The sequence below is a fragment of the Kitasatospora viridis genome (assembly GCF_007829815.1).
Taxonomy (GTDB): domain Bacteria; phylum Actinomycetota; class Actinomycetes; order Streptomycetales; family Streptomycetaceae; genus Kitasatospora; species Kitasatospora viridis.
Genome location: NZ_VIWT01000002.1, coordinates 181,429 through 195,070 on the forward strand (window position 1 = coordinate 181,429; position 13,642 = coordinate 195,070).

Sequence of the window (13,642 nt, forward strand, 5' to 3'; positions counted from 1 at the left end):
GGCCACCGCACCGCTCCCCGAGCCGTGACCGGCCACCGCACCGCCGTGATCGCCGGCATCGGCACCGCCCTGCCGCCCCAGGTGGTGACCAACGCTCAGGTCATCGCCCGGGGCGGCCTGGAGACCACCGACGAGTGGATCACCACCCGGACCGGTATCCACCGCCGACGGCTGGCCGCCCCCGACGTCAGCACCGGCGACCTGGCCACCGCCGGCGCGCGAGCCGCGCTCGCGGCGGCCGGCCCGGCGGCGCCCCGGCCCGACCTGCTGCTGCTCGCCACCACCACCCCGGACCGGCCCTGCCCGGCCACCGCGCCGGAGGTCGTCCACCGCCTCGGCCTCGGGCCGCTGCCCGCGTTCGACCTGGCGGCGGTCTGCTCCGGCTTCCTCTACGCGCTGATCACGGCCACCGCCCTGGTCCGCGCCGGGAGTTGCCGCGCGCCCCTGGTGGTCGCGGCGGAGAAGTACTCGGCGATCATCGACCCGGCGGACCGCGACACCGCACCGCTGTTCGGCGACGGCGCCGCCGCGGTGCTGCTCCGCCCGGGGGAGACCACCGAGCCGGGGGCCGTGCTGGCCACCGACTGGGGCAGCGACGGCGGCGGGAGCGACCTGATCGCGGTGGCGGCCGGCGGTTCCCGACTCCCCGTCACCGGGGGCCTCGGGCCCGAGGACCGCTACTTCCGGATGCGCGGCCGCCAGGTCTACGCACACGCCGTGCGCCGGATGGCGGCCTCCGCCGGGACCGCGCTCGCCGCCACCGGCTGGCGCCCCGAGGAGGTCCGGGCCTTCGTCGGCCACCAGGCGAACCAGCGGATCCTGGACGCCGTCGCCGACCGCCTCGGCATCCCGGAGCCCAGCCGCTTCGGCAACATCCGCGAGGTGGGCAACACCGCGGCCGCCTCCGTGCCGCTCGCGCTCGCCGACGCGGCCGCGCGGGGCGCCTGCCCGCCCGGGTCCCCGGCCCTGCTCACCGCCTTCGGCGGCGGCCTCACCTGGGCGTCCGCCACGCTGCTGTGGCCGCAGGCGCCGGTGTGCGCGGCCGACCCCGAACCCCGACCCTCGCTCGGCCGCCTCCAGGAGGTCGGCACACCGTGAACTCGCCCGTCCCGTCCACCGCTCAGCCGCTACCAGGAGGTCAGCACACCGTGAACCCCGTCCGTGAACACCTCGTCACCCTGCTCGTCGAGAAGTTCGACACCCCGTCCGAGGCGATCGGGGACGACGCCGCGCTCGGCGCCCTCGACCTCGACTCGCTCTCCCGGGTCGAACTGGTCGTCAGCCTCCAGGAGCACTGGGGCGTCGACCTGGACGACGACCGCGACTCCGCCGCAGATGTGACGGTCGGTCAGCTCGTCGACCGCGTCCGCACGTTGCTCGGCGACTCCGCGGCTCAGCCCGGGGCGCCCGCATGAGTGCGGTCCGTCCGCCGCTCGCCGTCACCGGGATCGGCCTGGTCACCCCGGCCGGTCCCGGCGTCGAGCCGACCTGGCGAGGCGTGTTGGCAGGTCGCGCCACGGCCGCGCCCGATCCGGCGCTGGCCGGCCTGCCCGTCGGCCTCTCCTGCCGGGTGCCCGGCGACTCCGCGGCGCTGCCCGGCGTCCGCCGGGCCTGGCGGCTGGACCGGGCCACCCACTTCGCCGTCGCGGCCGCCGGTGCGGCCGTCGCCGACGCCGGGCTCGATCCGGCCGGCTGGGACGGAGCCCGGGTGGCCATCGTGCTCGGCTCCGCCGCGGGCGGCCTGGGCAGCTACGAGCAGGCGGTCACCGGATTCCACGGCGCGGGTGCGTCCGGGGTGCCGGCGGTGGCGCTGTCCGCGTTCCTGCCGAACATGGCGGCCGGTCAACTCGCCATCGAGCTGGGCGTGCTGGGCCCCGTGCTGCACACCGCCACGGCCTGCGCCTCCGGTGCCACGGCGATCCACACCGCGGCCCTGCTGCTGCGCGCCGGGGCCTGCGACATCGCGCTGGCCGGCGGCGCCGACGCGATGGTCACGCCGGTCTGCGTCAGCGGGTTCGCCCGGATGAAGGCCCTGTCGCGCAACCCGGATCCGGCCACGGCCGCCCGTCCGTTCGACGCGGGCCGGGACGGCTTCGTGATCGGCGAGGGCGCGGGCTTCCTGGTGCTGGAACGCCAGGCGGACGCGGCGGCCCGCCGGGCGCCCGCCCGCGCCCTGCTGGTCGGCGCGGGGACGGCCGCCGACGCGTACCAGCCGGTCGCGCCGCACCCCGAGGCCCGTGGGCTCGAAGCGGCCGTCCGGCTCGCCCTGGCCGAGGCCGGCGCGGGCGTGGACGAGGTGGACCACGTCAACGCCCACGGCACGAGCACGCCGCTCAACGACCGGGCCGAGGCCCGCCTGATCGCCCGCGTGTTCGGCCGTCAACCCCCGTCCGTCACCTCCGCCAAGGGCGTGCTCGGGCACACCATGGGCGCCGCCGGAGCCATCGAGGCGGCCCTGACCGTGCTCTCCGTGCAGCACCAACTCGTTCCCGCCACCGCCGGGTTCGCCACGCCCGACCAGGACACCGGCCGGATCGACCTGGTCCACGGCGCGCCCCGCCGACAGCGCCTGGACCTGGCGCTCAGCACCTCGGCCGGCTTCGGCGGCCACAACACCGTGCTCGCCTTCGCCCCGCCCGCGCACTGACTCGACGGCCAGGCTGGCTCACCCCCGGTGCGCGCCCTTGCGGCGGGCCCGGGTGCGCAGGGCCAGCACGCCGCCGCCGATGGCGAGCAGGCCCGCGCCGGTGAGCGGGAGCAGGCCGGTGGACCCGGTGAAGGCGAGGTTCTCGGGCGAACTCCCGGTCGGGCTCGGCGAAGTGGACGCGGCGGGGCTCGCCGGCGGTCCTTGAGGTGCAGCTGCGGGCACCGGCGCCGACACGGGTGTGGCGGCCTTGTCACGAGTGAACGCCAGTGTGCCGAAGCCGAGTTGGTCGAAGCCGCCGCTGTCCGGACCGTAGTCGCCACCGCCGCCCTCGGGTGCGAGTTTCGCCGCCATGGCGGTGGTGTACGGCGCGGCGAGCCCGCGCCGGTTGACGTAGTGGTTCTGGATCATCGCCCAGATCGGGCGCAGGTCGCCCCGGCCGGAGGCGGCGGGAGCGGTGTCGTCCACCGTCCCCGACCAGACACCGGGCGCGCCCTGCTGGAACGTCAGGCGGGTGAACGGGACGTCCTGGCCGAGGTTGTACTTGGCGACGTACTCGGCGCCCTTGAGGAAGCGGTTGTCGTCCTCCCCGTAGAGGTCGATGCCCTGGTTCCAGGCCATCTCGCACAGCGCACCCATCAGGCCGACGGAGAGCGTGGTGTGCCCCTGGTCGCGGCCGGACTCCTGGAACTGGGCCAGGCCGTTGGGGTAGGCGTACGGGATGGCGTGCGGGAGCGAGCCGTTGCCCGCGCCGGTCCGGTAGTAGTCGACGGCCTGGTCGACCTTGGCCCGGTCGTCGCACAGCACGCCGGTGGCGAAGACGCAGCAGAGCGCGAGCAGGTCCCAACTGGCGTAGTAGTTGGTGATGAACGCGCCGTTGTGCTCGCGCAGGAAGCTGTCGCAGACCGGGTAGAAGACCTGCAGCATCATGGTCTTGAACCGGCCGAGGTCGAACCCGGGGTAGCCGCGCAGCAGTTCGGCCGCGTTGGCGAACTGGTAGCCCTGGATGCCGGCGGCGAGGAAGTGGTCGGCACTGCCGGTGACCTGCTTCAGCGTCCCCGACCAGGCGTTGAGGATGTCCCGGGCGGCGTCGCCGTGCGCGTGATCGCCGCTGATCCGCCAGCGCAGCGCGTTCTGGTAGGCGGCGTGGACGTCGTTGTAGAGGGTGGGGAAGTTCTGCGGGGCGGCGCCTCCCCGGTGGACCGTGGCCTGGGGGTTGGCCTTCCAGGTGCTCTGCGCGTGCCCGTTGGCCGTCAGCCGCTGCCAGCCCGCCAGGTACGGCTGGGCGCCGGCCTTGACCTTGGCGGCGATCCGGTCGAGGTCCGCCTGGGCGTGCAGCAGCCCGGGGTGCGCGAACGCGGGTGCGGCGGCGGCCGTGGCGCCGGTGGTGCCGCTCAGGGTGAGGGCGCCGGCTCCGAGGCCGGCCGCGCCGGCGAGTTTCAGCAGGCTGCGGCGGCTCGACGGCCGGCTGCTGGGGTGCTGGGTCACTGGGCTGTCTCCCGTTCTTCGGCGCTTCCGGTCAGGAGACCTGCGGAAGTGTGAGCGATAACAGAAATTGCGGGCCTCATCGGCAGGGGAGTGGCGTGCAACGACGGAGCACTCAATCGAAGGCGAGCGACTCCCGAAGAGCGAATGTTAGCGCTAACAGCCAAGGTGGCCGATAAACTGGCCCCGCGCGGAACCAGCGGAACCAGTCGCGTTCCGACATCGACGAGGGAGCCCGAGTGGGAACAGCAGCCGACGGCACGGACCAGCGCCAGCCGGTGATGGCGGACGTCGCGAAGCTGGCCGGGGTCTCCCACCAGACGGTGTCCCGGGTGCTCAACGGCGCGCCGCACGTGCGCCCCGACACCAGGGACCGGGTGCTCGCCGCGATCCGCGAGCTCGACTACCGGCCCAACTCCGCCGCCCGCGCCCTGGTCACCCGGCGCTCCCAGACGCTCGGCGTGGTCACCTTCGACAGCACGCTCTACGGGCCCGCCTCCATGCTGGACGGCATCGAGCGCGCGGCCCGCAGCGCCGGCTACTTCGTCAGCGTCGCCAGCCTGCGCTCACTCGACAGCCGCTCGGTCCAGGAGGCCGTCGACCGCCTGCGCGACCAGGGCGTCGAGGGCGTCGTGGTGATCGCGCCGCAGACCTCCGCGATCAGCGCGGTCGCCAAGCTGTCCAGCTCGGTGCCGGTGGTCGCGGTCGGTTCGGGCACCCAGGCGAGGGTGCCGCTGGTCTCGGTCGACAACCGGGCGGGCGCCGAGGCGGCCACCCGGCACCTGCTGGACCTCGGGCACCGCACGGTGCACCACCTGGCCGGGCCGGCCGGCTGGATGGAGAGCGAGGACCGCCAGAACGGGTGGCGCGACGCCCTGGAGGCCGCCGGTGCCGAGGTGCCGCCGGCCGAGAGCGGCGACTGGAGCGCGCGCTCCGGCTACGAGGCCGGACTGCGGATCGCCCGCGCCGAGGGCGTCAGCGCGGTGTTCTGCGCCAACGACCACATGGCCCTCGGCCTGCTCCGGGCCTTCCACGAGGCCGACCGGTCGATCCCGCGCGACATCAGCGTGGTCGGCTTCGACGACATCCCCGAGGCCGGGTACTTCACCCCGCCGCTGACCACCGTGCGGCAGGACTTCGGGGAGCTGGGCCGCCGCGCGCTCGAACTGCTCGTCGCCGAACTGGCCGGCGGGCGGGAGGCCCAGCCGCCGGTGCGGATCTCGCCGGAGATGGTGCTGCGCCGCAGCACCGGGCCCGCCGCGCGCGGCTGACCGGCCGTCACTTGGCACGAGATGAAGCCCGCCGCACGCGGCCGGGCATGACGGAGCCACTGCGGCCATGACGGAACCGCCGTGCGCAGCGCTGCACCGCTGCACACGGCGGCCCGGCCGCGCGGCGACCCCACCGCGCGGCGCCCCGCCCACGGCTCGCCCCCGCTAGCCCCGGCGGGACAACCTGCGGGCGCGCAGCCGGTCGGCGAGGATCGCCAACCCGAGCACCACGCCCAGCACGATGTTGGTGTAGTCGGCGTTGACCGCGAGCGCGATCATGCCGTCGTTGATCAGCTCCAGCAGCACGGCGCCCGCGACGATGCCGAGGATGCGCCCCTGCCCGCCGACCAGCGAGACCCCGCCGATCACCGCCGCCGCGATCGCGGACAGCTCCCAGCCCACGCCGACGGTCGGCGAGCCGACGCCCATCCGGCCGGCCACCAGCACCCCGCCGAACCCGGCCAAGAGCGAGCTGGTGACGTACATGGCGATGACCCGCCGGTCGCCGCGGATGCCGGCCAGCCGGGCGGCCTCCCGGTTGCCGCCGACCGCGTACACCTGGCGGCCCGCGTAGGTGCGCTCCAGGAAGAACCAGGCCGCCACCGCGATCACGGCGAACAGCACGGCGGGCAGCGGGATTTGGGCCACGAAGGTCTGGCTGAGGTCGCCGAAGACGCCGGAGATGCCGACCACCGGGATGCCGGAGGTGATCGCCAGCGCCGCGCCCTGGGCGACGGTGTAGGTGACCAGGGTGGTGACGAACGGCGGCATGGCCAGCTTGGTCACCGCCAGCCCGTGCAGCCACCCGACCAGACCGGTCAGCGCCAGCGTGCACACGATGGCCAGCGGGGCCGGCATCCCGGCCTTGACGTTGAACCAGGCGGCGAGCACCACCGACAGGCCGAGCAGCGCGCCCACCGAGAGGTCGATGCCGCCGGTCAGGATGACCAGCGACTCGCCGATCGCGATGACGCCGTACTGGGCCAGGTCCGCGCCCATGTTCTGCAGGTTGACCGCCCCGGCGAAGGCCGGCTTGTCGATCGCCAGGCCGGCGAAGAGCAGCACGCAGGCGAGCACCACGCCGACCTCGGGGGTCCGCGCGAGCCGGCCCAGCGCCGACCCGGCCCCCGTCGGCTTCCCTGCCGATGCCGTACCGGTTTCCGTGGTCACACCGACACCTCCGTCCCCGCCGCGGCGGTCATGATCGTCTCCTTGCTGAACCGGTCGCGCGGGATGTCCGCGACGATCCGGCCGTGCGCCATCACCACGATCCGGTGGCAGATCCACAGCAGTTCCTCCAGCTCGGAGGAGGCGGCGAGGACCGCCGACCCCTCCTTCGCGGCGTCGTCGATCAGCCGGTAGATGTCGGCCTTGGCGCCGACGTCCACCCCTCGGGTCGGTTCGTCGAGCAGCAGCACCCGGGGCCGCGCGGCCAGCCAGCGGCCGAAGACGACCTTCTGCTGGTTGCCGCCCGACAGGTCGCCGATCGGCTGTTCCGGGCTGTGCAGCCGGACCTTGAGGTCCCGCACGATCCGGTCGGCGTGCTCGCGGTCGGCGCGCGGGGTGAGCACGCCGTGGCGGCTGATCCCGCGCAGGGTGGTCAGGGTGGCGTTCCAGCGCACCGAGTGGGTCAGGACCAGCGACTGCTGCTTGCGGTCCTCCGGCACCAGGCCGAGGCCGGCCGCCACCGCGTCGGCGGGGTGCCTGGGGTGGAAGTCGGTGCCGCCGAGGGTGACCGTGCCGCCGGTGCGCGGCTGGGCGCCCATGAGGGTGTGCAGCAGGCGGCTGCGGCCGGAGCCCATCAGCCCGGCCACGCCGACGATCTCGCCGGCCCGCAGGTCGAGGTCGACCGGACCGAGCCCGTCGGCGGTCAGGCCGCGGGCCGACAGCACGGTGGCCCGGTCGGCCGGCGGCGGGGTGACGTCGATCCGGGCCAGTTCGCTGCCGACCATCTCGCGGATCAGCCGCTCCTCGGTGGCCTCCTGCGGGGTGAGGTCGGCGACCAGTCGCCCGCTCCGCAGCACGATCACCCGGTCGGCCAACTCCCGCACCTCGTCAAGACGGTGGCCGATGAACAGGACGCAGCCGCCGGCCGCCGCGTGGCGCTTGGCGAGGTCGAGGACCTGCCCGGCCTCGACGGGGCCCAGCGAGGAGGTCGGCTCGTCCAGGATCAGCACCAGGGGGCGCTGGCCCCAGGCCTTGGCGATCTCGATCATCTGGCGGACGGGGACCGGCAGTTGCTCGACCGGCTGGTCCACGTCGACTTCGACCCCCACCTCGGCGAGCAGCTCGCGCGCCGCGCGCCGGGTGCCGGCCCGGTCGAAGAGCCAGCGGCCCAGCACTCGTCGGTCCGCTGCGGCTGGCCGGCGGCCGAGCAGCAAGTTCTCGGCCACCGACAACTGCCCGACCAGCGGGAACTCCTGGGCGACCAGCGCGACCCCGAGGGCCTTGGCGTGGTCGGGGCGGCCGCCGTGCAGCGGGCGGCCGTCGACCAGCACCGCTCCGGTGCTCGGGGTGACGGTGCCGGAGAGCACGCCCATCAGGGTGGACTTGCCCGCGCCGTTCTCCCCGACCACGCCGACGATCTGACCCTTCGTCAACTCCAGTTCGGGCAGGTCCAGCACGGTGACCGGCCCGTAGCTCTTGCTGACGCCGCGCAGTGCGATGGCGGCGTCGGTCCCGGTGGTCATCCCGAGATGCCGAGCTTGGCCAGCATGGACTGGTAGTCGGCGAGGTTGGCCTGGGTGACCACGCCGACCCCGGAGCTGAGGGTGGTGCCGTCGGACTCCAGGTAGGGCTTGACCATGGCCATGGTGGCGTCCTTGCCGAGCACCTTGAGGGCGGCGAGCAGGTAGGCGCCGGTGTAGCCCTGCTGGTAGGGCTGCTGGAGGATGCTGGCCTGGATGACGCCCTTCTTGAGGAAGTCGAGGGTCTGCGGGTCGCTGTCGTCGCAGATGACCTTGATCTTGCCGCTCTTGCCCGCCGACTGGACGGCCTGGCCCGCGGCCGGGCCGTCGTAGGAGTAGACGCCGTAGATGCCGTTGACGCCGGGGTTGGTCTGGAAGGCGTTCTCGGCGTTCGAGAGCGCCTTGGACTGGTCCATGCCGTCGCTGATCTTCTGGAGCACCTTGACGTCGGAGCCCTTGAGTGCGTCCTCGAAGCCCTGGATGCGCTCGACGGCGTTGGAGGCGGTGAGCGAGCCGACCAGGATCACCACCTGGCCCTTGCCGCCGAGGGCGGCCTTCATCGCCTCGCCGGCCTTCTGCCCGGCCTGGTAGTTCGGGGTGCCGAGGTAGAGCGCCGCGCCGTCCTCGGGGGGCAGCGGGGAGTCGATGGCCAGGACGGGGACGCCGGCGCTGGTGTAGGAGTCGATCGGGGCCTTGACGGCGGTGGCGTCGATCGCCGACACCTCCAGGCCGGTGAGGTTCTGCGAGTGCAGCGCGGAGAGCATGGAGAGCTGCTGGTCGAGCCGGCCGTTCGCGGGGGCCTGGAAGGTGCCCTTGACGGACAGGTCGCCGGTGCCCTTGGTGAAGCCGATCTTGCCGGCGTTCCAGTAGTCCACCGCGACGTTGACCACCATCGCCTCGTTGAGCTGGGAGAGGTCCTTGCCGGCGAGGGCGTCCTTGATCGACTGGTCGAGCTTGGCGAGGTTGGCGTCGTTGAAGGTGATGTCGCCCTGGATGCTCGCGGCGGCGGCGCCGGAGGTGGCGGGGCTCGCGCTGCCGGCGCCCTGCTTGCTGCAGGCGGCCGCGGACAGCACCACGGAGGTGGCGGCCAACAGGACGGTGAGCCTGAGGAGGCCTGGACGTCGGCGGGTCGGGGTTGCGGTGCGCACGGTGCTGTCCTCTCGGTGGGCCGTACCGGGTGGGGAACGGCGGGTCACGGGTGCCGGTGGCACTGGCGGTGCCGGCGTGGTGGAGGCGTTCGTGTTGCACGGGCGTTTCGGGGGGTGGCGAGTATTGTTAGCGCTCACACGGGTGGGCGTCAACGGGTCGGCGGGGCCCGGGTTTTCCGGTCGCCGTCAGTGGACTGACGGGGCGTCACGCCCTTGTTCGACCGGGATCCGGTGCTTGTCAGAGCCCTTGACAGGCCGATTGTTAGCGTTAACAATTTGCCTGCCGCCGGCCGTCACCGGCGGCGCCCGACCCACCCCACTCCGCCGGCGGGCGCCAAGACCCGCTTCCGTCGCCCACCGGCGGCCCCCGTTCCACCCTTCCCCAGAGGTGTGGAACGGCAGGCCGGTCGCCGACTCCCGCGCTGACGCGGGACGAGTCGGCGACCGGCCCCGACATCGGACCCCTCGCAACGAAGGACCAGACGTGACCGTGCCACCCGCCACCCCGGACCCGGACCGCTACGTCGTCGGCGTCGACTTCGGCACGCTCTCCGGCCGTGCCGTGGTGGTCCGAGTGCGCGACGGCGAGGAGCTCGGGACCGCCGTCCACGAGTACCCGCACGCCGTCATCGAGCAGCGGCTGCCCGGCACCGGCGCGGCGCTGCCCCCGGACTGGGCGCTCCAGCACCCCGCCGACTGGCGCGACGTGCTGCGCACCGCCGTCCCCGCCGCCGTGGCTGCCGCCGGCGTGGACCCCGCCCTGATCATCGGCATCGCCACCGACTTCACCGCCTGCACCGTGCTGCCCGCCCGCGCCGACGGCACCGCGCTCGCCGAGCTCCCGCAGTGGGCCGACCGCCCGCACGCCTGGCCCAAGCTCTGGAAGCACCACGCCGCCCAGCAGCAGGCCGACCGCATCAACGACCTGGCCCACGCCCGCGGCGAGAAGTGGATCGCGCGCTACGGCGGCAAGATCTCCGCTGAGTGGCAGTACGCCAAGGCGCTGCAGCTGCTGGAGGAGGACCCCGAGGTCTACGCGGCCTGCGAGCGCTGGATCGAGGCCGCCGACTGGATCGTCTGGCAGCTCACCGGCGCCGAGAGCCGCAACGCCTGCACCGCCGGCTACAAGGGCCAGTACCAGGACGGCGCGTACCCGAGCGAGGAGTACCTGGCCGCGCTGCACCCGCAGTTCGCCGACTTCGCCCGCACCCGGCTGGAGCACCCGCTGGCCGCGCTCGGCTCCCGGGTCGGCTCGCTGACCGCCGAGGCGGCCGGCTGGACCGGCCTGCCGCAGGGCATCGCCGTCGCCGCCGGCAACGTGGACGCCCACGTCGCCGCGCCCGCCGCGCGCGCCGTGGAGAACGGGCAGCTGCTCGCCATCATGGGCACCTCCACCTGCCACGTGGTCAACGGGCCGGTCCTGGCCGAGGTGCCCGGCATCTGCGGCGTGGTCGAGAACGGCATCGTCACCGGCAGCTACGGCTACGAGGCCGGCCAGAGCGCCGTCGGCGACATCTTCGCCTGGTGGCTGCGCCAGGGCCTGCCCGCCGACTACCTCGCCGAGGCCGGGGCCAATGGCGAGGACGCGCACCAGCTGCTCACCCGCAAGGCCGCGGACCAACCCGTCGGGGGGCACGGCCTGGTGGCGCTGGACTGGCTGAACGGCAACCGCAGCACCCTGGTCGACCACGACCTGTCCGGCGTGATCGTCGGCCTCACCCTGGCCACCCGCCCGGAGGAGGTCTACCGCGCCCTGCTGGAGGCCACCGCGTTCGGCACCCGGGTCATCGTGGAGGCGCTGGAGCAGGGCGGGGTGCCGGTCACCGAGTACATCGTCACCGGCGGCCTCGGCAAGAACGCCCTGCTGATGCAGATCCACGCCGACGTGCTGCGCCGACCGGTCTCGCTCGCCGTGTCCGAGCAGGGCCCGGCCGTCGGCTCGGCCATCCACGCCGCCGTCGCCGCCGGGGCCCACCCCGACGTGCGGACCGCCTCCGCGGCGATGGGCCGCAAGCGCTCCGACGCCTACCGGCCCGACCCCGAGCGCGCCGACGCCTACGACCGGCTCTACGCCGAGTACCGCGCCCTGCACGACAAGTTCGCCACCGACGGCACCCTGCACCGGCTGCGCCGCATCCGCAACGCCGCGCTGGCGGCCGCCCCGACCACTTCGAGTGAGGCACCGTGACCACGACCATCGACGCGATCCGCCGCCAGGTCAGCGACCTGCACCAGGAGTTGGTGCGCTACGGCCTGGTGGTCTGGACGGCCGGCAACGTCTCCGCCCGCGTCCCGGGCGAGGACCTGCTGGTGATCAAGCCCAGCGGCGTCCCGTACGAGGAGCTGTCGCCGGAGAACATGATCGTCTGCGACCTGGACGGCAACGTCGTCGAGGGCAAGCACTCGCCCTCCTCCGACACCGCCGCCCACGCCTACGTCTACCGCCACCGGCCCGACGTCGGGGGAGTGGTGCACACCCACTCCACCTACGCCTGCGCCTGGGCGGCCCGCGGCGAGGCGGTGCCCTGCGTGCTCACCGCGATGGCCGACGAGTTCGGCGCCGAGATCCCGATCGGCCCGTTCGCGCTGATCGGCGACGACTCGATCGGCCGGGGCATCGTGGAGACCCTCGACGGCCACCGCTCGCCCGCCGTGCTGATGAAGAGCCACGGCGTCTTCACCATCGGCAAGGACGCCAAGGCCGCCGTCAAGGCGGCCGTGATGTGCGAGGACGTGGCACGCACCGTGCACATCTCCCGCCAGCTCGGCGAGCCGCTGCCGATCGCCCAGGCGGACATCGACAGCCTCAACGACCGCTACCAGAACGTCTACGGCCAGCGCCCCGCGGCCGCCCAGTGAGGAGTCAGCAGTGAACCGGAGCACCGAGGGACCCGAGATCTGGTTCCTGACGGGTAGTCAGGAGATGTACGGCGAGGAGACGCTGCGCCAGGTCGCCGAGCAGTCCTGGCAGATCGCGGCCGCGCTGGGCAAGTCGTCCGAGCTGCCCGTCAAGCTGGTCTGGCAGCCCGTGCTCACCGGCGACGCGGCGATCCGCCGGATCTGCCTGGAGGCCGACGCCAACGACCGGTGCATCGGCCTGATCACCTGGATGCACACCTTCTCACCGGCCAAGATGTGGATCACCGGCCTGTCCGGGCTGCGCAAGCCGCTGCTGCACCTGCACACCCAGGCCAACGTCGACCTGCCCTGGCAGTCCATCGACATGGACTTCATGAACCTGAACCAGGCCGCCCACGGCGACCGGGAGTTCGGCTTCGTGCAGACCAGGCTCGGGGTGGCCCGCAAGACCGTCGTCGGGCACGTAAGCGACCCGGCCGTGACCGCCAGGGTCGGCGCGTGGGCCCGGGCCGCCGTCGGCCGGGCCGAGCTGGGCAGCCTGCGACTGGCCCGGTTCGGCGACAACATGCGCGACGTCGCCGTCACCGAGGGCGACAAGGTGGAGGCGCAGCGCCGGTTCGGCGTCTCGGTCAACACCTACGGCGTCAACGACCTCGTAGCGGCGGTGGATTCGACCTCGGACGAGGAGGTCGGCGCGCTGGTCGAGGAGTACCGGGACACCTACCGCCTCGCCCCCGAGCTGGCCGCGGACGGTGCCCAGCACGACGCGCTGCGCTACGCGGCCAAGATCGAGCTCGGCCTGCGCGGCTTCCTGGACGCCGGCGGCTTCAAGGCCTTCACCACCAACTTCGAGGACCTCGGCGGCCTGCGCCAGCTGCCCGGGCTCGCCGTGCAGCGGCTGATGGCCGACGGCTACGGCTTCGGCGGCGAGGGCGACTGGAAGACCTCGCTGCTGCTGCGGACCGTCAAGGCGATGGCCGCCGGCCGGCCCGGGGGCACCTCCTTCATGGAGGACTACACCTACCACCTGGAGCCCGGGCGGGAGTTGGTGCTCGGGGCGCACATGCTGGAGGTCTGCCCGAGCATCGCCGCCGGCACGCCGTCCTGCGAGATCCACCCGCTGTCCATCGGCGGCCGGGAGGACCCGGTCCGGCTGGTCTTCGACGCGGCGCCGGGCCCGGCCGTGGTGGTCGGCCTGGCCGACCTCGGGGACCGGTTCCGGCTGGTCGCCAACGAGGTCGACGTGGTCGAGCCGCCGGCGCCGCTGCCCAACCTGCCGGTCGCCAGGGCGGTCTGGCGGCCCCGCCCGGACCTGCGCGGCTCGGCCGAGGCCTGGCTGATGGCCGGCGCGCCGCACCACACCGTGCTCTCCAGCGCGGTGGGCACCGAGGAGCTGGACGACCTCGCGGAGATGCTCGCGGTCGAGCTGCTGGTGATCGACGCCGACACCACGAGCCGCCGGTTCGTCCGGGAGCTGCGCTGGAACCAGGCCTACCACCGCCTGGCACAGGGGTTCTAGAGAGGCGCTGGTCGGGCCCGGACGGCGGG

General features: G+C 73.8%; 11 protein-coding genes. 7 read left to right on the plus strand and 4 right to left on the minus strand.

Annotation, left to right across the window (positions count from 1 at the left end; translation table 11 throughout):
- Positions 1-24 precede the first annotated feature (24 nt).
- Genes FHX73_RS28110 through FHX73_RS28120 form a run of 3 tightly spaced genes read left to right on the plus strand, consistent with a single transcriptional unit; the run spans position 25 to position 2,647 of the window.
- On the plus strand, positions 25-1,098 hold the full coding sequence (locus FHX73_RS28110) for a beta-ketoacyl-ACP synthase 3 (protein WP_145909160.1): 1,074 nt from the start codon (positions 25-27) through the stop codon (positions 1,096-1,098).
- A 50-nt stretch (positions 1,099-1,148) separates the two neighbouring features.
- On the plus strand, positions 1,149-1,415 hold the full coding sequence (locus tag FHX73_RS44975) for an acyl carrier protein (RefSeq protein ID WP_170305109.1): 267 nt from the start codon (positions 1,149-1,151) through the stop codon (positions 1,413-1,415).
- A complete protein-coding gene (locus tag FHX73_RS28120; protein WP_145908703.1) occupies positions 1,412-2,647 on the plus strand; it encodes a beta-ketoacyl-[acyl-carrier-protein] synthase family protein in 1,236 nt (411 codons plus the stop codon). The genes FHX73_RS44975 and FHX73_RS28120 overlap by 4 nt, the downstream gene beginning before the upstream one ends.
- Before the next feature lie 18 nt (positions 2,648-2,665).
- Here the strand turns inward: FHX73_RS28120 and FHX73_RS28125 are convergent, their stop codons facing one another.
- Positions 2,666-4,132 (minus strand): alginate lyase family protein, encoded by a 1,467-nt coding sequence (locus tag FHX73_RS28125; RefSeq protein WP_246213922.1) that lies wholly within the window; start codon positions 4,130-4,132, stop codon positions 2,666-2,668.
- Positions 4,133-4,410: 278 nt separating this feature from the next.
- Here FHX73_RS28125 and FHX73_RS28130 point away from each other — a divergent pair, with 278 nt between their 5' ends.
- A complete protein-coding gene (locus FHX73_RS28130; protein ID WP_145909163.1) occupies positions 4,411-5,400 on the plus strand; it encodes a LacI family DNA-binding transcriptional regulator in 990 nt (329 codons plus the stop codon).
- Positions 5,401-5,565: 165 nt separating this feature from the next.
- Here the strand turns inward: FHX73_RS28130 and FHX73_RS28135 are convergent, their stop codons facing one another.
- Genes FHX73_RS28135 through FHX73_RS28145 form a run of 3 tightly spaced genes read right to left on the minus strand, consistent with a single transcriptional unit; the run spans position 5,566 to position 9,235 of the window.
- Complete coding sequence (locus FHX73_RS28135) at positions 5,566-6,570, minus strand: ABC transporter permease (protein ID WP_145908704.1); 1,005 nt, start codon at positions 6,568-6,570, stop codon at positions 5,566-5,568.
- Positions 6,567-8,090 carry a sugar ABC transporter ATP-binding protein gene (locus FHX73_RS28140; protein ID WP_145908705.1) on the minus strand — a complete coding sequence of 508 codons (1,524 nt, stop codon included), beginning with the start codon at positions 8,088-8,090 and terminating at the stop codon, positions 6,567-6,569. Before FHX73_RS28140 ends, FHX73_RS28135 begins: the two co-directional genes overlap by 4 nt.
- Positions 8,087-9,235 carry a substrate-binding domain-containing protein gene (locus tag FHX73_RS28145; RefSeq protein ID WP_145908706.1) on the minus strand — a complete coding sequence of 383 codons (1,149 nt, stop codon included), beginning with the start codon at positions 9,233-9,235 and terminating at the stop codon, positions 8,087-8,089. The genes FHX73_RS28140 and FHX73_RS28145 overlap by 4 nt, the downstream gene beginning before the upstream one ends.
- Before the next feature lie 484 nt (positions 9,236-9,719).
- On the opposite strand from FHX73_RS28145, the gene FHX73_RS28150 reads away from it, so the two are divergent.
- The 3 genes from FHX73_RS28150 to araA are packed head-to-tail and all read left to right on the plus strand — an operon-like array spanning position 9,720 to position 13,613.
- On the plus strand, positions 9,720-11,423 hold the full coding sequence (locus tag FHX73_RS28150) for a ribulokinase (protein WP_145908707.1): 1,704 nt from the start codon (positions 9,720-9,722) through the stop codon (positions 11,421-11,423).
- Positions 11,420-12,094 (plus strand): L-ribulose-5-phosphate 4-epimerase, encoded by a 675-nt coding sequence (locus FHX73_RS28155; protein WP_145908708.1) that lies wholly within the window; start codon positions 11,420-11,422, stop codon positions 12,092-12,094. Before FHX73_RS28150 ends, FHX73_RS28155 begins: the two co-directional genes overlap by 4 nt.
- A 10-nt stretch (positions 12,095-12,104) precedes the next feature.
- Positions 12,105-13,613 carry an L-arabinose isomerase gene (gene araA, locus FHX73_RS28160; protein ID WP_281292729.1) on the plus strand — a complete coding sequence of 503 codons (1,509 nt, stop codon included), beginning with the start codon at positions 12,105-12,107 and terminating at the stop codon, positions 13,611-13,613.
- Positions 13,614-13,642: the final 29 nt, after the last annotated feature.

Bases quoted from the DNA above. Each gene is read 5' to 3' on its own strand.
- FHX73_RS28120 (WP_145908703.1), top strand. From the start codon at position 1,412: ATGAGTGCGGTCCGTCCGCCGCTCGCCGTCACCGGGATCGGCCTGGTC.
- FHX73_RS28130 (WP_145909163.1), top strand. From the start codon at position 4,411: ATGGCGGACGTCGCGAAGCTGGCCGGGGTCTCCCACCAGACGGTGTCC.
- FHX73_RS28140 (WP_145908705.1), bottom strand. From the start codon at position 8,090: ATGACCACCGGGACCGACGCCGCCATCGCACTGCGCGGCGTCAGCAAG.